The organism is Streptomyces sp. NPDC107500 (assembly GCF_055582785.1).
This window is the reverse complement of the sequence record NZ_JBVJPF010000003.1, coordinates 188075-206607: the sequence shown is the minus strand read 5'-3', so window position 1 is coordinate 206607 and position 18533 is coordinate 188075. Positions and strand designations below refer to the sequence as shown.

At 70.5% G+C, this 18533-nt stretch carries 19 protein-coding genes and 1 riboswitch; of the genes, 8 read left to right on the top strand and 11 right to left on the bottom strand.

Annotation, left to right across the window (positions count from 1 at the left end):
* Positions 1-58: 58 nt before the first annotated feature.
* A riboswitch (cobalamin riboswitch) is annotated at positions 59-202 on the bottom strand.
* A gap of 64 nt (positions 203-266) precedes the next feature.
* The 4 genes from ACZ67M_RS12540 to ACZ67M_RS12525 form a co-directional block, all read right to left on the bottom strand.
* Complete coding sequence (locus tag ACZ67M_RS12540; protein ID WP_469850823.1) at positions 267-773, bottom strand: GNAT family N-acetyltransferase; 507 nt, start codon at positions 771-773, stop codon at positions 267-269.
* A gap of 109 nt (positions 774-882) precedes the next feature.
* A complete protein-coding gene (gene mctP / locus ACZ67M_RS12535) occupies positions 883-2493 on the bottom strand; it encodes a monocarboxylate uptake permease MctP (protein ID WP_161329958.1) in 1611 nt (536 codons plus the stop codon).
* Positions 2490-2747, bottom strand: coding sequence for a DUF3311 domain-containing protein (locus ACZ67M_RS12530; protein WP_122616150.1), 258 nt, complete (start codon positions 2745-2747; stop codon positions 2490-2492). Before ACZ67M_RS12530 ends, mctP begins: the two co-directional genes overlap by 4 nt.
* A gap of 147 nt (positions 2748-2894) precedes the next feature.
* Positions 2895-3659, bottom strand: a complete 765-nt coding sequence (locus ACZ67M_RS12525) for a GntR family transcriptional regulator (protein ID WP_064729762.1) — start codon at positions 3657-3659, stop codon at positions 2895-2897.
* 453 nt (positions 3660-4112) lie between these two features.
* Between ACZ67M_RS12525 and ACZ67M_RS12520 the strand changes: the two genes are divergently transcribed.
* From ACZ67M_RS12520 to ACZ67M_RS12505, 4 genes are all read left to right on the top strand, one after another.
* Positions 4113-5390: an extracellular solute-binding protein gene (locus tag ACZ67M_RS12520; protein ID WP_064729763.1), complete on the top strand. Its 1278-nt coding sequence runs from the start codon at positions 4113-4115 to the stop codon at positions 5388-5390.
* A 96-nt stretch (positions 5391-5486) separates the two neighbouring features.
* The gene (locus ACZ67M_RS12515) at positions 5487-6473 is read left to right on the top strand and encodes a carbohydrate ABC transporter permease (protein WP_361351862.1); all 987 of its coding nucleotides are present in this window, start codon (positions 5487-5489) and stop codon (positions 6471-6473) included.
* The gene (locus ACZ67M_RS12510; protein ID WP_361351859.1) at positions 6470-7300 is read left to right on the top strand and encodes a carbohydrate ABC transporter permease; all 831 of its coding nucleotides are present in this window, start codon (positions 6470-6472) and stop codon (positions 7298-7300) included. The genes ACZ67M_RS12515 and ACZ67M_RS12510 overlap by 4 nt, the downstream gene beginning before the upstream one ends.
* 9 nt (positions 7301-7309) lie before the next feature.
* Positions 7310-8800 (top strand): glycoside hydrolase family 3 protein, encoded by a 1491-nt coding sequence (locus tag ACZ67M_RS12505; RefSeq protein WP_469850820.1) that lies wholly within the window; start codon positions 7310-7312, stop codon positions 8798-8800.
* Positions 8801-8852: 52 nt separating this feature from the next.
* Here the strand turns inward: ACZ67M_RS12505 and ACZ67M_RS12500 are convergent, their stop codons facing one another.
* Both ACZ67M_RS12500 and ACZ67M_RS12495 read right to left on the bottom strand, forming a co-directional pair.
* Positions 8853-9296 (bottom strand): DUF2267 domain-containing protein, encoded by a 444-nt coding sequence (locus ACZ67M_RS12500; RefSeq protein WP_392010574.1) that lies wholly within the window; start codon positions 9294-9296, stop codon positions 8853-8855.
* A 180-nt stretch (positions 9297-9476) separates the two neighbouring features.
* A complete protein-coding gene (locus ACZ67M_RS12495; protein ID WP_361351850.1) occupies positions 9477-9908 on the bottom strand; it encodes an Hsp20/alpha crystallin family protein in 432 nt (143 codons plus the stop codon).
* 129 nt (positions 9909-10037) lie between these two features.
* Here ACZ67M_RS12495 and ACZ67M_RS12490 point away from each other — a divergent pair, with 129 nt between their 5' ends.
* Positions 10038-10670 carry a type III effector protein gene (locus tag ACZ67M_RS12490; RefSeq protein WP_392010888.1) on the top strand — a complete coding sequence of 211 codons (633 nt, stop codon included), beginning with the start codon at positions 10038-10040 and terminating at the stop codon, positions 10668-10670.
* Between the two features lie 161 nt (positions 10671-10831).
* Here ACZ67M_RS12490 and nagB read toward each other — a convergent pair whose 3' ends face one another.
* Complete coding sequence (nagB, locus tag ACZ67M_RS12485) at positions 10832-11617, bottom strand: glucosamine-6-phosphate deaminase (protein WP_361351847.1); 786 nt, start codon at positions 11615-11617, stop codon at positions 10832-10834.
* Positions 11618-11737: 120 nt separating this feature from the next.
* Complete coding sequence (locus ACZ67M_RS12480; protein WP_361351844.1) at positions 11738-12490, bottom strand: SDR family oxidoreductase; 753 nt, start codon at positions 12488-12490, stop codon at positions 11738-11740.
* A gap of 89 nt (positions 12491-12579) precedes the next feature.
* On the opposite strand from ACZ67M_RS12480, the gene ACZ67M_RS12475 reads away from it, so the two are divergent.
* Positions 12580-13290 carry a TetR/AcrR family transcriptional regulator gene (locus ACZ67M_RS12475; RefSeq protein WP_469851333.1) on the top strand — a complete coding sequence of 237 codons (711 nt, stop codon included), beginning with the start codon at positions 12580-12582 and terminating at the stop codon, positions 13288-13290.
* Between the two features lie 354 nt (positions 13291-13644).
* Positions 13645-15120 carry a sensor histidine kinase gene (locus tag ACZ67M_RS12470; RefSeq protein WP_122616159.1) on the top strand — a complete coding sequence of 492 codons (1476 nt, stop codon included), beginning with the start codon at positions 13645-13647 and terminating at the stop codon, positions 15118-15120.
* A gap of 189 nt (positions 15121-15309) precedes the next feature.
* Here the strand turns inward: ACZ67M_RS12470 and ACZ67M_RS12465 are convergent, their stop codons facing one another.
* Both ACZ67M_RS12465 and ACZ67M_RS12460 read right to left on the bottom strand, forming a co-directional pair.
* Positions 15310-15567: a WhiB family transcriptional regulator gene (locus ACZ67M_RS12465; protein WP_003973730.1), complete on the bottom strand. Its 258-nt coding sequence runs from the start codon at positions 15565-15567 to the stop codon at positions 15310-15312.
* Between the two features lie 319 nt (positions 15568-15886).
* Positions 15887-16855: a diacylglycerol/lipid kinase family protein gene (locus tag ACZ67M_RS12460; RefSeq protein WP_307015064.1), complete on the bottom strand. Its 969-nt coding sequence runs from the start codon at positions 16853-16855 to the stop codon at positions 15887-15889.
* 126 nt (positions 16856-16981) lie between these two features.
* On the opposite strand from ACZ67M_RS12460, the gene ACZ67M_RS12455 reads away from it, so the two are divergent.
* Positions 16982-17428, top strand: a complete 447-nt coding sequence (locus ACZ67M_RS12455) for a hypothetical protein (protein ID WP_392010582.1) — start codon at positions 16982-16984, stop codon at positions 17426-17428.
* Between the two features lie 34 nt (positions 17429-17462).
* On the opposite strand, the gene ACZ67M_RS12450 is transcribed toward ACZ67M_RS12455, so the two are convergent.
* Positions 17463-18527, bottom strand: coding sequence for an RNA polymerase sigma factor SigF (locus ACZ67M_RS12450; protein ID WP_161329975.1), 1065 nt, complete (start codon positions 18525-18527; stop codon positions 17463-17465).
* Positions 18528-18533 lie beyond the last annotated feature (6 nt).

The following is an 18533-nucleotide window of genomic DNA, read 5'->3' as shown; positions in this document are numbered from 1 at the left end:
GGCGTCGCGTCCACCGGCCCACTCCACGAGGCCCGGACGTCATGGCACCCGGGCCGGGAGGCCGGGCGCACCGTCGGCAGGTCCTCGGACTGGACACGCGGGCACGGACGCCCGGGGGCGTACGGATGCACGCATGTACACCGTTGCGGGACAGTTCCGGATTCGCACCGGATTCCCCTGCGGCGACAGCGAGCACGAGCATACATCTTGTGCCGGGCTCCGCCAGCACCCCCAGATGTTGTGTCCGTGAGCGTGTCGGAGCGGTGTCAGAGCGTCAGTTCGTAGGCGAGCAGAGTGAGGTCGTCCAGCTCCGGCAGGGGGTTCCAGTCGCGGTCCGGGGAACGCGTGAAACCCAGGCGCGCGTAGATGCGGTGGGCGCTGTGCATGGTGCGCTGGGTGGACAGCACGACCCGCGCGCAGCCCGGCACGGACCGGGCGCGGTCGACGCAGGCCCGCACCAGTGCCTCGCCGGCGCCGCGTCCGCGCGCCTCGCGGGCGACGGCGAGCATGCGTATCTCGGCCTCGCCGGGCCGGGCGATGTCCGCCATCGGGCCGCCGCTGGGCACGAAGGTGACGCCGCCGAGTACCCCGCCGTCGGCCGCGGCGACCAGCACCTCGGCGGCGGCCGCCCGCTTGGCCACGGCGCGCAGCTCGTGGAGGTAGGCGTCGTCCCCGCCGAAGTCGAGGAGGCCGTCGCGCAGGTAGGCCTGTGCGGTGATCTCGCCGAGGGTGTCGTACTCCTCGGCCGTCGCCCGCCGGATCACGAAGTCCATGTCCCCGAGTGTGCCCGACGGGTACGACAGCGGGCCGCCGGATTTCTCCGGCGGCCCGCTGAGGAAGAAGACCTTCACCAGGACCTCTGGGAAGGCCTCTACGAAGGACCTAGTGCGAGGTGCCCGCCGTGGCCGGCGGCAGTTCGACCTCGACGCCCGGGTCGCCCGCGTCCGCCGTGTAGTCGCTCGGCTTGGTCTCGTCGACGCCGTCGGGCGCCTTGACCGCCCGCAGGACGAAGGTCAGGACCACGGTGACCAGGATGTTCAGCACGAAGGCGGTGAGACCGATGTAGCCGATCTCGCCGATGCCGGGGATCTCGTCGGAGGAGCCGCCGAAGTGCTTCTGCGTCGGCGAGGCCACACCGTACGCGGCGACCGTGCCGTAGACCATGCCGACCGCCCAGCCGCCGAGCAGCGCCCAGCGGTGGAACCAGCGGGTGAACAGGCCGCCCACCAGGGCAGGGAAGGTCTGGAGGATCCAGATGCCGCCGAGCAGCTGGAAGTTGATCGCGACCGTCTTGTCCATGCCGAGGACGAAGACCAGCGCGCCCACCTTCACCAGCAACGACACCAGCTTGGAGACCTTGGTCTCCTGGGCCGGGGTGGCGTCCGGCTTGATGAAGTCCTTGTAGATGTTGCGGGTGAAGAGGTTCGCCGCCGCGATCGACATGATCGCCGCCGGCACCAGCGCGCCGATGCCGATGGCCGCGAAGGCCACGCCCGCGAACCAGTCCGGGAACATGTTCTCGAACAGCTGCGGGATCGCCAGCTGCCCGTTCTCCACCTTGACGCCCGCCGCGATCGCCATGAAGCCCAGCAGCGCGAGCAGACCCAGCATCAGCGAGTACAGCGGCAGGATCGTGGTGTTGCGCCGGATCACCTCACGGCTGCGCGAGGACAGCGTCGCGGTGATCGAGTGCGGGTACATGAAGAGCGCCAGGGCCGAGCCGAGCGCCAGCGTGGCGTACGTCCACTGCCCGCCGTGGTTGGGCACCAGGCCGCCGTTGCCCGACGCGGTGAACTTGTCGTTCGCCGCGGCGAAGATGTCGTCGAAGCCGCCCAGCTTGATCGGGATGTAGATGATCGCCACCGCGATCACGATGTAGATCAGCGTGTCCTTGACGAACGCGATCAGCGCGGGCGCGCGCAGCCCCGACGAGTAGGTGTACGCCGCCAGCACGCCGAACGCGATCAGCAGCGGCAGGTCCTTGATGAACCAGTTGGTGTCCTCGCCGCCGCCGACGCCCATCACGTCGAGCACGGCCTGGATGCCGACCAGCTGGAGCGCGATGTACGGCATCGTCGCGAGGATGCCGGTGACGGCGACCGCCAGCGACAGCCCCTTCGAGCCGAACCGTCCGCGCACGAAGTCCGAGGTCGTCACGTAACCGTGCTTGTGCGAGACCGACCACAGGCGCGGCAGGAAGGTGAAGATCAGCGGGTAAACGAGGATCGTGTACGGCACCGCGAAGAAGCCGGCCGCGCCCGCCGCGTAGATCGCCGCCGGGACGGCCACGAAGGTGTACGCGGTGTACAGGTCGCCGCCCAGCAGGAACCAGGTGACCCAGGTGCCGAACGACCGGCCGCCGAGGCCCCACTCGTCGAGGCTGTGCTCGTTCGCGGCCCGGCGCCAGCGGGCGGCCAGGAAGCCCATGGCGGTGACGAGGACGAAGAAGAAGATGAAGACGCCGAGCGCGACGCCGTTCACGCCGTCGTTCATTTGGCCCCGCCTTCCCGGCGGGCGCGCTGGTCACGCTGCCACAGCTGGTACGCGATCACCGTGAGCACGGTGGAGATGAGTACCCACGCCATTTGGTACCAGTAGAAGAACGGTATGCCGATGAAGGTCGGGTCCGTCTTCGCGAACGAGCCCACCCACAGCATGGCGACGAACGGTGCGACTAGGCAGAGGCCGATGACGACGCGCACAGGCGTCACCACCGGGCCTCTGCTCACTTCCGGGGCTTGTGACATGCGGTGGCTCCGTCCCCTCGCTGATCACCTCGTGCAGTGCGCACGAAATGTAGGTGACGGCGTCAGGACAGCGGAAGCCCTCGTCCGCATATCGGTCCTGAACTGCAACTTCGCAGCCGGGAGCGGCATGTTTTCGTCGGGTATGCGTCAGTCCTGCGGGCGCTTCAGGCGGGCCACGAACTTGTAGCGGTCGCCCCGGTAGACCGAACGCACCCACTCCACCGGCTGGCCGGTGCGGTCCAGGGAGTGCCGGGAGAGCATCAGCATCGGCAGGCCCACGTCGGTGCCGAGCAGGCCGGCCTCGCGCGGGGTGGCCAGCGAGGTCTCGATGGTCTCCTCGGCCTCGGCGAGATGGACGTCGTACACCTCGGCGAGCGCGGTGTAGAGGGACGTGTACTTCACCAGGGACCGGCGCAGGGCGGGGAAGCGCTTCGCCGAGAGGTGGGTGGTCTCGATGGCCATCGGCTCGGCGTTGGCCATGCGCAGCCGCTCGATGCGCAGCACCCGTCCGCCGGCCGTGATGTCCAGCAGCCCGGCGAGCCGGTCGTCGGCGGTGATGTAGCCGATGTCCAGCAGCTGCGAGGTGGGTTCGAGGCCCTGGGCCCGCATGTCCTCGGTGTAGGAGGTCAGTTGCAGCGCCTGCGACACCTTGGGCTTGGCGACGAAGGTGCCCTTGCCCTGGATGCGCTCCAGGCGGCCCTCCACCACCAGCTCCTGGAGGGCCTGGCGCACGGTGGTGCGAGAGGTGTCGAACTCGGCGGCCAGGGTGCGCTCCGGCGGGACCGGCGTGCCCGGTGTCTGTGTCCGGGTCATGTCGAGCAGATGCTTCTTCAGACGGTAGTACTTGGGCACGCGCGCGGTACGGACGGTCGCCCCACCCTCGTTCTCCGCACTGCTGACGTCGGTGCTCATGCTCTGCCTTCCCGGCTCCGGGTGCCGAAGTGACCGGCATTCCTGTCGGTCACGGCTCACATCGTGGCACGGCTTCGTGCCGGGATGGCCCCGCACGCTCCGTGATCCCTTCTGTATACCCCCGGGACCCCCCTTGGTCTAGTCCACAGCGGGGTCGGACGTCGCTGGTACGCGCGTTCGGCGCCGTACCGGCACGTCGTTCGGCGGGTGGTGGTACACCCGGTCCCGGTCCGCCCGATCTGGGGCTTGCGCAATGAAAGGTCCCTGCATATCTCGGTCGCATCACGGACGCGGGGAGCGTGGTTGAACACCCTTGACAGCCCTATTGGTCTGGGCCAAGCTCCCCGTACTGGTCTACACCATTGGTCCAGGTCCCGGCCCCATGGGCGGTCCGCGTCGACGAGCAACCGCGGGGAGGCAGGGGGGTTTTGTGGCATCCCTGAGGAGGGTGGCGTGAAGCGCAAGCTGATAGCCGCGATCGGTATCGCGGGCATGATGGTCTCGATCGCGGCGTGCGGGGGCGACAGCGGCGACGACGGCAAGAAGGCCGGGGCGGACGGGTACGCCGGCGAGACGCTCACCGTGTGGGTGATGGACGGGTCCTCGCCGGACCAGTGGCAGAAGGACGTGGCGGCCGCCTTCGAGAAGAAGACGAAGGCGAAGGTCAAGTTCGAGATCCAGACGTGGAACGGTATTCAGCAGAAGCTGACGACCGCCCTGTCCGAGGAGAACCCGCCGGACGTCTTCGAGATCGGCAACACCCAGACGCCGGCCTACGCGAAGACCGGTGGTCTCGCCGACCTGGCCGACCTGAAGAGCTCGATCGGCACGGACTGGTCCGAGTCGCTGAACGAGTCCGCCGTCTTCGACGGCAAGCAGTACGCCGCCCCGTGGTTCGTGGTCAACCGCGTGGTGGTCTACAACAAGAAGGTCTGGGCGGACGCGGGCATCAAGGAACTGCCCAAGACCCGCGACGAGTTCTACGCCGACCTCAAGACCATCGGCGACAAGACCGACGCCGAGCCCATCTACCTGCCGGGCCAGAACTGGTACCACTTCGTCGGCCTCGCGATCGGCGAGGGCGCCGAACTGGTCAAGAAGGACGGCGACAAGTACGTCTCCAACCTGGCCGACCCGAAGGTCGCCGCGGCCATGGAGACCTACAAGAAGTTCCAGGCCCTCTCCAAGGCCCCCAAGGACAAGGACGAGGCCACCCCGCAGCAGGGTGAGGTCTTCGCCAAGGGCAAGACCGGCGCCTTCATCGGCATGGGCTGGGAAGCCGGCATCGCGATCGAGACCAACCCGGCGATCGAGAAGGACCTCGGCTACTTCACCATCCCGGGTGCGACCGCGGAGAAGCCCGAGGGCGTCTTCCTCGGCGGCTCCAACCTGGCCGTCGCCGCGGGCAGCAAGAAGCAGGAGCTGGCCAAGGAGTTCCTGAAGGTCACGCTCTCCGACGAGTTCGAGGGCGCCCTGGCCAAGGCCAACGGCGTCATCCCGAACAAGGACTCGCTCCAGTCCAACCTGAAGGGCAACGCCGCCGCCGAGGCCGCCGCGCCCGCCGCCGGTGGCGGTGGCACCACGCCGCTGATCCCGGAGTGGGCCGCGGTCGAGAACGCGCCCAACCCGATCAAGACCTACATGACCGCCGTGCTCAACGGCAAGAGCACCGCCGAGGCGGCCAAGCAGGTCGAGGAAGAGTTCAACAAGCGCCTGTCGCAGCAGCAGTAACACCGGGTGTGCCGGGGCGGAGTGGCCGGTGACGGCCCCCGCCCCGGCGACCGTACGCGGGTCGACGTACACAGGTCGAGAAGAGAGAACGCGAGCATGACCGTGCAGACCGAACGGCCGCCCTCGGGCCCGGCGGACGTCCGCAAGGCGGACGGCGGGGGATCCGGCGGACCGAGAACGAGAGCCGCGTCGCGCGCCGGCGCCCTCGCCCCGTACCTGTTGCTGCTGCCCGCCGTCGCGGCCTCCGTGCTGCTGCTGGGCTGGCCGCTGCTGAAGGACGTCCTGCTGTCCTTCCAGAACCTCAACATGGCGCAGCTGATCCAGCACGTCACCGAGTGGAACGGCGTAGAGAACTACAAGGAGACCCTCACCAGCGAGCAGTTCTGGCGGGTCACCCTCCGTTCGATCCTCTTCACGGCAGCCAACGTCGTTCTGATCATGGTCCTCGGCACCCTGATCGGCCTGCTGCTCGCCCGCCTCGGCAAGCGGATGCGGTTCACCCTGCTGATCGGCCTGGTGCTGGCCTGGGCGATGCCCGTGGTGGCCGCCACCACCGTCTACCAGTGGCTCTTCGCCACCCGCTACGGCGTCGTCAACTGGGTCCTGGACAAGCTCGGCTGGCACTCCATGGCCGACTACAGCTGGACCAGCAGCCAGATGTCGACGTTCTTCGTCGTCACCCTGCTGATCGTCTGGATGTCCATCCCGTTCGTCGCCATCAACCTGTACGCGGCGACCACCACCATCCCGGGCGAGCTCTACGAGGCCGCGTCGCTCGACGGCGCCGGCGTCTGGCGGAGCTTCACCACGGTCACCATGCCGTTCCTGCGGCCCTTCCTCTACGCCACGACCTTCCTGGAGGTCATCTGGGTCTTCAAGGCGTTCGTGCAGGTCTACACCTTCAACGAGGGCGGCCCGGACCGGCTCACCGAGATCCTGCCCGTGTACGCCTACGTCGAGGGCGTCGGCAACCAGCACTACGGCATGGGCGCGGCGATCGCCGTCCTGACCATCCTGATCCTGCTCGGCCTGACCGCCTACTACCTCAGGATCGTGCTCAAGCAAGAGGAGGACGAGCTGTGAAGCGCTCGCTCTTCGGCCGCGTCTGGCCCAACGCCACGGCGGTCGTCCTGTTCATCGGCTTCGTCTTCCCCGTGTACTGGATGTTCGCCACGTCCCTCAAGCCGCGGGGCGACATCCTCGCCGACGACCCGGTCTGGTTCCCCACCGACATCACCTTCGACCACTTCAGGACCGCGACCGGCGCCGACCACTTCTGGACCTACGTCACCAACTCGCTCACGGTGACGGTCCTCGCGGTCGTCTTCTCCCTGATCATCGCGCTGGCCGGGTCCTTCGCCCTGGCGCGGATGCGGTTCAAGGGGCGGCGCGGCTTCATCATCGGCTTCATGCTGGCCCAGATGGCGCCCTGGGAAGTCATGGTCATCGCGATCTACATGATCGTGCGCGACGCGTCGATGCTGAACAGCCTCGTGCCGCTCACGCTCTTCTACATGATGATGATCCTGCCCTTCACCATCCTGACGCTGCGCGGCTTCGTCGCCGCGGTGCCCAAGGAGCTGGAGGAGTCCGCGATGGTCGACGGCTGCACCCGTGCCCAGGCGTTCCGCCGGGTCATCCTGCCGCTGCTCGCGCCGGGCCTGATGTCCACCTCGCTGTTCGGATTCATCACCGCGTGGAACGAGTTCGCCCTCGTCCTGGTCATCAACAAGGACACCGAGGCCAAGACGCTGCCGCTGTGGCTGTCCAGCTTCCAGACCCAGTTCGGCGACGACTGGGGTGCGACCATGGCCGCGTCGTCCCTCTTCGCCATCCCGATCCTGATCCTCTTCGTCTTCCTCCAGCGCAAGGCCGTCAGCGGCCTGACCGCCGGCGCCGTGAAGGGATAACGCCACCCGATGACGACCATCGCCAGCGGCACCGACACACTCACGCAGAACGCGCTCACCGTTCTCCAGCCCGGCTTCTCCGGCACCACCGCCCCCGACTGGCTGCTGCGCCGCCTCGGGGAGGGGCTGGCCTCCGTCGCCCTGTTCGGACGGAACGTCAGGACGCCCGACCAGGTGGCGGCCCTGACCGCGCAGCTCCGCGCCGAACGCGAGGACGTGCTGGTCGCCATCGACGAGGAGGGCGGCGACGTCACCCGTCTCGAGGTGCGCACCGGCTCCTCCTTCCCCGGCAACCACGCCCTCGGCGCGGTGGACGACGTGGGCCTCACCCGCGAGGTCGCCGCCGAACTGGGCCGCCGGCTCGCGGACTGCGGCGTCAACTTCAACTGGGCCCCGTCCGCCGACGTGAACTCCAACCCGGACAACCCGGTCATCGGCGTCCGCTCCTTCGGCGCGAGCACCGACCTGGTCGCCCGGCACACCGCCGCCTACGTCACCGGCATGCAGTCGGCCGGCGTCGCCACCTGCACCAAGCACTTCCCGGGGCACGGGGACACGGGCATCGACTCGCACCACGCCGTGCCGCGCATCGACGTGGACGTGTCGGTGCTGGCCGAGCGCGACCTGGTCCCGTTCCGCGCGGCCATCGCCGCCGGCAGCCGCGCGGTGATGAGCGCCCACATCCTGGCCCCGGCCCTGGACCCGGACCGCCCGGCCACGCTCTCGCGACGCATTCTGACCGACCTGCTCCGCGGTGAGCTGGGTTACGACGGCCTCATCGTCACCGACGGCATCGAGATGCGGGCCATCTCCGGCACCTACGGCATCGAACGCGGCAGCGCCCTGGCCATCGCGGCGGGCGCCGACGCGATCTGCGTGGGCGGCGGCCTCTGCGACGAGGACACCGTGCGGCGGCTGTCCGACGCCCTGGTCGAGGCGGTCCGCTCCGGAGAGCTGCCCGAGGAGCGGCTGGCCGACGCGGCCGACCGGGTCCGCGCGCTGTCCCGCTGGACCGCGGCGAACCGCCCGGACGCCCGTACCGCTGGTGCCCCGGACGAGGAGGTGGGCCTCCGCGCGGCCCGCCGTGCCCTGCGCGTCACCGCGACCGAGGGCTTCGGCCCGCTCACGGCGCCTCCGTTCGTCGCCGCCTTCACCCCGGTCGCGAACATCGCGGTCGGCGACGAGACCCCCTGGGGCGTCGCCGCCGAACTCCGCCGTCTGCTCCCGGGCACGGAGACCGGCAGCTTCACCGGACCCGACGCCGGGCACGAGGCGCTGGCCGCCGCGGGCACGCGCCGGGTCGTCGCCGTCGTCCGCGACGAGCACCGCCACCCCTGGATGGCGGCGGCCCTCGACACCCTGCTGGCGTCCCGGCCCGACACGGTCGTCGTCGAGATGGGCGTCCCCCGGGCGGAACCCCGCGGCTCCCTCCACCTGGCCACCTACGGCGCGGCACGCGTCTGCGGCCGGGCGGCGGCGGAGGCGGTCGCCGGAATCTGACGACACCCTCCGGGCCTGCGAACCGATCGGGGTTCGGAGAGTCTTCCCCGGTCTACGCGGCGCGCTTCAGTTCGGCTCGGCCGAACAGCAGCGCGTAGCCGGTGGGGAGCCGGTGCAGGATGCGGGTGATGAGGTCGGGGCCGGCGTGGGCGGCGACTGCCGCGAAGACGGAGCCGGTGTCCCAGCGGGTGGTGGCCAGGGAGGCCCCGGAGCGGGCGGCGAGGTCCTTGACGAAGGCCCATCCGGTCAGCGGCCGGGTGTCGGGGATCTGCGCGGTCAGGACGCGCGCGGCCTCCTGGGGCAGGCAGGCGGCCAGGTCGACGCGTTCGTCGCCGGTCAGCCGGCGTCCCAGCCCCGAGAGGACCAGCCGGACGGCTTCGTCGGCTCTCTCGAGGGTGGGGTAGGCGCCTTCGTGACGGACCTTCTCCAGCATCTGCTCGTACGCCGTCCCGTACGGCTGCCGGTGCTCAGACGGTACGCGCACGTCGGTGATCACTGCGGTGCATGCCTTTCGTGGAGGGGTGCGGGTGTGTGTGGCACCGAGGTAGGGGTCGGACGGGGGTTGGGCAGGGGCGAGGCCCGCGCCCGGCTCGCGGCACGCCGGACCGCCCACGGGGTGCGGAGGGCGGGATGAGGGGGGAGACCGGGTGCCCGCCCTCCGCACAGACCGGCCGTGTCAGCCGGAGATCTCCCTGCGGCCGGTTCCGACGCCGATGGAGATCTTGCGGGGCTTGGCGCGCTCGGCGATCGGGATGCGCAGGGTGAGCACGCCCGCGTCGTAGTCGGCCTGGATGCGCTCGGTGTCGAGGGTGTCGGCGAGCACGATCTGGCGGGAGAAGACGCCCAGCGGCCGCTCGGACAGTTCCATCTGCGCGTCGTCGGCCTTCGCCACCGGTCGGCGCTCGGCCTTGACCGTCAGCATGTTCCGCTCGACGTTGATGTCGATCGCGTCCGGGGCGACGCCGGGCAGGTCGAAGGCCACCACGTACTCGTCGCCCTCGCGGTAGGCGTCCATCGGCATCGCCGACGGCCTCGACCAGGTGCCCGGACCCATCAGCTGCTGCGTCAGCCGGTCCAGCTCACGGAAGGGATCAGTGCGCATCAACATCGTGAATACACCTCCAGCAGGTTCAGGCAGTTGCTGCCAATGCGCTTCACTGACACTGTTGTAGCATGTCATCCAATGGATGACAAACGCGATGTCATCTTCACAATGACAAGCCCCGAGGGGGTGCCCGTGACCCCGGCCGACCAGCCGTCCCCGTCCCGCACCGACGCCCACAGCCCGGCGTCGTTCCTCGCCGCCGCGGCGGCCCTTGATGCCATAGACGACGTCCTGCGCGACGCCCAGCAGGCGGCCGCGGACGTTCCCGACACCCCCGGTCCCGGGCCGGAGCAGGCGCTGGCCTCCTTGATGCTGCTGGGCCAGGTACGCGAGCGGCTCGCCGGATGGGAGACCGGCCTGATCGAGACGGCCCGCGACGCGGGAGCCAGCTGGGCCGACCTCGCCCACCCCCTCGGCGTCGCCAGCCGGCAGGCCGCCGAGCGCCGCTACCTGCGCGGCCGCCCCGGCCCCGCCGGAACCACCGGCGAAGAGCGTGTGACCGCCACCCGCCAGGCCCGGGCCGCCGAACGGAGCGTCGCCACCTGGGCCCGCAGCAACGCGGCAGACCTGCGCCGCCTCGCCGGCCAGATCACCGCGCTCACCGACCTTCCCCCTGCCGCCCACCGCCCGCTCGGCGAGCTGCACGCGGCCCTCGCCCACGACGACCCCGCCGACCTCCTCGCCCCGTTGGCCGCCACCCGCCCCCACCTGGCCGCCGGCCACCCGGGCCTCGCCGCCCGGCTCGACACCCTGTCGCCCCCGTGACCCCACCCGGCGCACCCCGGTAGCAACCCCGGTCGGCCAACGGCCGGGAACGCGGCGTCGGCCGTACGACAAGGGCGCCGGCCCCCGTGCGGGGTGCCGGCGCCCTTCGCGCGTCCCTCGGACCACCCCGCGGCGTGGTGGCCGGGGTGCTGCCGGACCGGTCAGATGCCCTGCCACTCCGGCTTGTGGGCGTAGGTGTGCCGGAAGTAGTCGGCGAGCTTCAGCTTGGAAGCGGCGGCCTCGTCGACGACGACCGTGGCGTGCGGGTGCAACTGGAGCGCGGAGGCCGGGCACACGGCCGCGACCGGGCCCTCGACGCTCGCGGCGACCGCGTCCGCCTTGCCCTCGCCGGTGGCGAGCAGCACCACGTGCCGCGCCTCCAGGATGGTGCCGATGCCCTGCGTGATCACGTGGTGCGGCACCTGCTCGATGTCACCGTCGAAGAAGCGCGCGTTGTCGACGCGGGTCTGCTCGGTGAGCGTCTTGATCCTGGTCCGGGAGGCCAGCGAGGAGCACGGTTCGTTGAAGCCGATGTGCCCGTCGGTGCCGATGCCCAGCAGCTGGAGGTCGACCCCGCCGGCCCCGCTCAGCGCCCGGTCGTACTCCTCGCACGCCGCCTGGACGTCCGTGGCCGTGCCGTCGGGGCCCGTGAACGCGTCCATGCCGATCCCGAGCGGTTCGAGCACCTCGCGCCGCAGCACCGAGCGGTACGACTCCGGGTGCTCCGCCGGCAGTCCCACGTACTCGTCGAGCTGGGCGATCCGCGCCCGCGCGGTGTCCACGGCACCCGAGCGCACCTTGGCCGCCAGTGCCTCGTACACGGGCAGCGGCGTGGAACCGGTGGCCACCCCGAGCAGGGCGTCGGGCTTGCGCCGGAGCAGCTGCGCCATGGCCTCGGCTATGAGTTCGCCGCCCGCCTTGGCATCGGGAACGATGACAACTTCCACGCTGGCCTGCCGTTTCGAAGAGAGGACTCACCCGGGGCCCGGGACTGGCTCTGTGGTTTAGACCAATCTAACAGAGCAGGGCCCCGCGGGCGCGTCGAATCGGTCAGGCCGACGGAGGCGTCACGTCAGGGAACCTCCCGTCGCGTCGACCCAGCTTCCGGTGACCCACCGGCCCTCGCGCGAGGCGAGGAACGCCACCACGTCGGCCACCTCCGACGGCGTCCCCACACCGCCCAGCGCGGAGAGGGCCGCCGCCCGGTCCCAGCCCTCCGCGCTGCCGTGCAGCAACTCGGCCGTGTTGTCCGTGTCGATGATGCCGGGGGCCACCGAGTTCACCGTGATGCCCCGGGCGCCCAGCACCTTGGAGAGGTCGCGCGAGAGCACGTCCAGCGCGCCCTTCGTCATCGCATAGGCCACGTTGTCCGGCATCACCGCGGTACGGGCGAGTCCCGAGGAGACGTTGATGACCCTGCCTCCGTCGCGCAGTCGCCCCAGGCCGTGCTTGAGCAGGAAGAACGGCGCCTTCACATTGACCGCGAAGACCGCGTCGTACTCCTCCTCGGCTATCTCCGCGATCGGATGGGTGCTGCCGATCCCCGCGTTGTTCACCAGGATGTCCAGTCCGTCGGCGTGCCGGTCGAACTCCTCCCACAGCGCCTCGGCGGCCCCGGGGGAGCGCAGGTCGGCCCCGATCGTGAACGCCGAGCCGCCCGCCGCCTCGATCGCGGCCGCCACGTCCTTCGCCGCCCCCTCGTTCCTCCCGTAGTGCACCGCGACGCGGGCGCCGTCACGCCCCAGCCGCTCGGCGATCCCGCGTCCGATGCCCCTGCTCGCTCCCGTGACGAGAGCCGTCCTGCCCGCAAGCGCGCCCATGGCGGCGCCCCCCTTCGTATTTGAATAGCGGTCGCTACAAAAAAGACCGTACAGCAGCCCGGCGACATTTCTCTAGTGCTCGCTATAAAATCCACTCCATGGTGAGCGGGGAGCGCGGCGGCGAGACAGGTGACGGGCAGGGCGAGGGGCAGGGCGCCGGGCGGGGCGGGAAGGGCGTGCGGTCCGGGGCGCCGGTCCGGGCCGCCACCGGCAGGGGCCGCGGGCGCCCTCGCTCCTTCGACCGCGCGACGGCCCTGGAGGCGGCCCTCATGGCCTTCTGGGAGCGCGGCTACGAGGCCACCTCCGTCTCCGACCTCACCCGGGTCATGGACATCGGCGCCCCGAGCCTCTACAGGGCGTTCGGCGACAAGCGCGCGCTCTTCGAGGAGGTCGTCCGGGAGTACGGCGTGCGGTACGGCTCCTTCGGCGACCGCGCGCTCGCGGAGGAGCCGACCGCCCGTGCGGGGATAGAGAGGATGCTGCGCGAGGCCGCCGACGAGTACACGGCCCCCGGCCGGCCGCACGGCTGCCTCGTCGTCCACGCCGCCGCCAACTGCTCGACCCCCGAGGTCGAGGAGTCCCTGCGGGTGCGGCGCAACGCCAACATCGCCGCGATCGAGAGCCGGATCTCGGCCGACGTGGCCGCGGGCGTACTGCCGCCGGACACCGACGCCGCCGCCCTGGCCCGGCACGCCGGCGCGATGATCCAGGGCATGTCCCAGCAGGCGCGCGACGGCGCGAGCCGCACGGAACTGGAGGCGCTGGTGGAAATTGCCCTGGCGGTCTGGCCCCGCGGGTGAGCCAACAGGGTTAGGCTGCTGAAGGGTGCGCGGACGCCTGGAAAGCAGGCGGATCGCGCAAGAACAAACACGGTCCACCGCATGGACACGCTTAGTGGTCTAGTCCAGAATGGTGACGAGACGCTGACCGTGCCACTCACGCGAAGTGATCGTCAGGCTTCCGCCTTCCCCGCACAGGAGGGCGGACCGAGGAACCGGAGCTCTCTGCCCTGACTGCCCCGGCTCCTCATCCTTCGGCCGACCGGGACCGCACACCCCACGGCCGATGTTGCTCCGGGCTGCGGTGCCGGGAGGGTTGAGGGTCCCTCCCAGGCGCCGCGGCCCGCGGGTGTACCGCCAGGTACGCTCAGCCCCGTGCCCTCCATGAACGAACTCGTACGCCAGCACACCGCGCTCGACGACTCCGACCTCGAGTGGCTCCACCTGCTGGTCTCGGAGTGGCAGCTCCTCTCCGACCTCTCCTTCGCCGACCTGGTCCTGTGGGTCCCCACCCTGGACGGCACCCGGTACGTCTCCGTCGCCCAGATGCGGCCCAACACCGGCCCCACCTCCTACCAGGACGACATGGTCGGCCACCTCGTCCCGCGCGGCCGGCGCCCCATGCTGGACGCCGCCCTGGACGAGGGCCGGATCGTGCGCGAGGGCGACCCGGAGTGGCGCGAGGAGGTCCCGGTCCGGGTCGAGTCCATCCCGGTGCGCCGTCAGGGCCGCGTCCTGGGCGTCATCGCCCGCAACACCAACCTGCTCACCGTGCGCACCCCGAGCCGCCTGGAGCTGACGTACCTCCAGAGCGCCTCGGACCTCGCACAGATGATCGCCGCCGGCGCCTTCCCGTTCGAGAACCAGCAGGTCGACATGGACGCCTCGCCCCGCGTCGGCGACGGCCTGATCCGGCTCGACGCGGACGGCATCGTCCAGTACGCCTCCCCGAACGCGCTGTCGGCCTACCACCGCATGGGACTCGCCGCCGATCTCGTCGGCTGCCACCTGGGCCGGACCACCGCCGAACTCGCCCCGTCCCGCGGACCGGTGGACGAGGCGCTGGCCAAGGTGGCCAGCGGCTGGGCGCCGCGCGAGTTCGAGATCGAGGCGCACGACGGGGTGATCCAGTTCCGGGCCATCCCGCTCAAGCCCAAGGGAACACGCATCGGTTCACTCGTACTGCTGCGCGACGTCACGGAACTGCGCCGCCGCGAACGCGAGTTGATCACCAAGGACGCCACCATCCGGGAGATCCACCACCGGGTGAAGAACAACCTCCAGACGGTGGCCGCCCTGCTGCGCCTACAGGCCCGGCGCATCGAGTCCGACCGGGGCCGCGAGGCGCTGGAGGAGGCCGTGCGCCGCGTCGGATCGATCGCGATCGTGCACGAGACGCTCTCCCAGAACCTGGACGAGCGGGTGGAGTTCGACGAGATCGCCGACCGGGTGCTGGCGATGGTGGCGGAGATCTCGCCGGGCAAGGTGACCGGCCGGCGCACGGGCCGCTTCGGCATCCTCGACGCCGAGGTCGCGACCCCGCTCTCGATGGTGCTGACCGAGGTGTTGCAGAACGCCCTCGAACACGGCTTCCGGGAGGGTGACACCGGGACGGTCGAGGTCTCCGCGGTCCGCGGCGGCACGCCGAAGGAGGCGCGGCTCCGGGTCACCGTCCAGGACGACGGCGTGGGTCTGCCCGCCGACTTCGACCCGCACCGCTCGGGCAACCTCGGACTGCAGATCGTCCGCACCCTGGTGGAGGGCGAACTGGGCGGCACCTTCGACATGGTCCCGGCCCCGGAGCGCGGCACTCAGGTCATTCTGGACATCCCCGTGCCCGCTGCGAAGTAACGCGCGGGGCCGCCCACCGGGTTCTCGGACGGTCTCCGGGCTTGTCCCCGGACAGCAAAAAGCCCCGGACCGGTGAAGGTCCGAGGCCAGTGCTCGTGCGATCGCATCGGGGGTACTGCGCGCTGCGGCTCGGGAGCGGGGGATGCGTACTCGCTGTACGCGCCGCCAAGCTCAGGCAGGGTGGCTGTGTCAGGCGGAGGCCTGACGGGCCCGGTTGCGGGCGGCACGGCGCTTCATCGCGCGGCGCTCGTCCTCGCTGAGACCACCCCAGACGCCGGAGTCCTGACCGGACTCGAGCGCCCACTGCAGGCACTGCTCCATGACAGGGCAGCGACGGCAGACGGCCTTGGCTTCCTCGATCTGCAGCAGCGCGGGACCGGTGTTGCCGATGGGGAAGAAGAGCTCGGGGTCTTCCTCGCGGCAAACGGCGCGGTGACGCCAGTCCATGGCTGCTACCTCTCCTTGGTATTACATGCGGGTTGCTTGTGAATGTGAACGCTTTCACGAATCCCTCAACAAGGGAAGGGCCGACAGCCAGGTTCCCTGGCGTGGTCCTGTGGTTTGAAGAGGGGTTCCGGTGATCTGTGGAGGCCGGTCTTGCGGGCCGTCCCGATCGCCAAGAAGAGACTCGCAAACCTCGGCGGCGGATACAACCCCTTCCGGAAAGTTTTTTTTGATTCTTCGGTGTCGACTAGGTCACAGCCGTACTTCCATGGGGTGGACCCTGGTCTAAACGTTCGAGTGAAAGGACTTTCGCCCCTTCTGCTCACACAATCACACGCAGTGCACGGCGTACGCCTGTGAACGTCACGCTGGTTCGCAGCCCCAGGTGGTCACCGTCCATCTGGAGGGGGAGCGGCACCTTCGAATGCAAGGTGAAGTCGGTCAGGTCGTGCAGGGAGACCGCGTGCCGGCCCCGGGGTCCGCGCTCGGGGGACGAAGTGAGCAACTGGGTGCCATACCGGGCGACAGCGGCCGTCGACAGGCGGCTGAGGCCGAACACGTCGAGCGCGGTGTCGAACGAGGCTTTAGGCGACGCGTAGATCGGGCGATTGCCGAGAAACGTCCAGGGGCACGTGTTCGAGACTATGGACAGCACCAGATCGGTGACCGGGTCCTCGCCCGCCCGCTCCAGGGTGATCGTCCCGCTGCGGCGGTGCGGCTCGCCGACGAGCGCGCGCATCACCTGGCGGACGTAGAGAGCGTGTGTCGATTTCTTGCCGCGCTCACGGTGCTGCTCGACGCGGCCGACCACGCCGGCGTCGAAGCCCAGGCCGGCGTTGAAGGTGAACCACCGGGACGGGACCGCCTCGTCCTCCGACCCCGGCGTCCCCGAGGCCAGGCCGAGCCCGACGGTCCGCTCGCTGCCCTCGCGCAGGGCGTCCAAGAGCGCGCCGGTGGCCTCCACCGCGTGGTTGGGCAGGCCGAGGGCGCGGGCGAAGACGTTGGTGGAGCCACCGGGGACCACCGCGAGGCCGGGCAGATGCTCCGGATCGGGGCCCGCGTGCAGCAGACCGTTGACGACCTCGTTCACCGTGCCGTCGCCGCCGAGGGCCACCACCAGCTCGATGTCGTCACTCTGCGCAGCGTGCCGGCCGAGGTCGCGCGCGTGCCCGCGGTACTCGGTGGTGACCGCCTCCAGCTTCATCTCGCTGGCGAGGGCGTGGATCAGCACGTCGCGCGTACGCGCACTCGTGGTGGTTGCCGCCGGGTTGACCACGAGAAGTGCACGCATGGTCTGCAGGGTACCTACTGGGTGGTACTCGGCCCAGACCGAGGTGAAGATCGCCGCCGTGGAACCGCGCACGTGATAGGGCGGACACCTCGCGGACGCCGGTGCACGGAGGGCTACCCTTCAGGGGTGAGCAGTGAGCCGAACCCCGTTTCCGAAGCCGCCGAAGCGGCGGGCCCCCGCCCCCGCCGGCTGACCGCCGCGGCCGCGCTCGCCGCACTGGAGGGGCTGGCGCTCGTCGTGGGCGGCGCCTGGATGCTCGTCGGGGGGCTGACCGGCCATCCCGACGACCGGACCTCCGCGATCACCGGTGGCGTCACCCTGATCGTCCTCGCCCTGCTGCCGCTGCTCGCCGCGCGCGGGCTGCTCGGCCGGCGGGGCTGGAGCCGGGGACCTGCCGTGATCACGCAGATCATGGCGCTGCCCGTGGCCTACAACCTGCTGACGACGAACGGCCCGGCCATTCCGGCGGGCATCGTGCTCGCCGTGGTCTCCGTCACGGCACTGGTGCTGCTCGTCAACCCGGAGACCACCCAGGCCCTCGGCATCCGGGGCCCCGGCAACGCCGAGAAGTAGGCGGGGTCACCGCCCGCGGGCGCGGGCGGGGCGACTACTCCTCGACCAGCAGCTTCTCCCGCAGCTGCGCCAGGGTGCGGGCCAGCAGCCGCGAGACGTGCATCTGCGAAATGCCGACCTCCTGCGCGATCTGCGACTGGGTCATGTTGCCGAAGAAACGCAGCAGCAGGATCCGCTTCTCGCGCGGCGGGAGGTCTTCCAGCAGCGGCTTGAGCGACTCCCGGTACTCGACGCCTTCCAGGGCCTCGTCCTCGGCGCCGAGGGTGTCCGCGACCGCTGGGGACTCGTCGTCGGTGTCCGGCACGTCGAGGGAGAGCGTGGAGTAGGCGTTGGCCGACTCCAGGCCCTCCAGGACCTCCTCCTCGGAGATCGCGAGTTTCTGCGCCAGCTCGTGCACCGTGGGGGAGCGTCCGTGCAGCTGGGAGAGTTCCGCGGTGGCCGTGGTCAGGGCCAGCCGCAGCTCCTGGAGCCGGCGCGGGACGCGGACCGCCCAGCCCTTGTCCCGGAAGTGCCGCTTGATCTCGCCGACCACCGTCGGTGTCGCGTACGTGGAGAACTCCACGCCGCGGTCCGGGTCGAAACGGTCGACGGACTTGATCAGTCCGATGGTGGCGACCTGGGTCAGGTCGTCGAGGGGCTCGCCGCGGTTGCGGAAGCGGCGCGCGAGGTGCTCCACGAGCGGCAGGTGCATGCGGACCAGCCGGTTGCGCAGCTCCGCGTAGGCGGGGCTGTCCTTTTCCAGCGTGCGCAGCTCCGCGAACAGGAGGCGCGCCCCGCTGCGGTCCTGCGGGTCGTGCCGCGTGCCCTGCGTGCCCCGGGCACCCGGCGCGTCGTCCTCGGAGTGTCGCTCGTGCTCGCTCATCGTCCCGCCCGTTGCCCTTTCCCGAGCCTTCTCCTCCGCTCGGACGGGCCGGACGGGGGTGTCCCCGGTCCGCTGCCCGTCGCCCGGAACGACGGCCTCGGGAGAGGTCTCGTCCTCCGGATGCGGCCGGGCCTGCTCGGGGATGCCGTCGATGCCGTCCGCCGTGCGCCGGGCCTCGTTCGGAGAACGCTCGCCCTCGGCCGGCCGCTCCCGTGTGCCTCGCTCGTCGTCCCGCACCGGCCC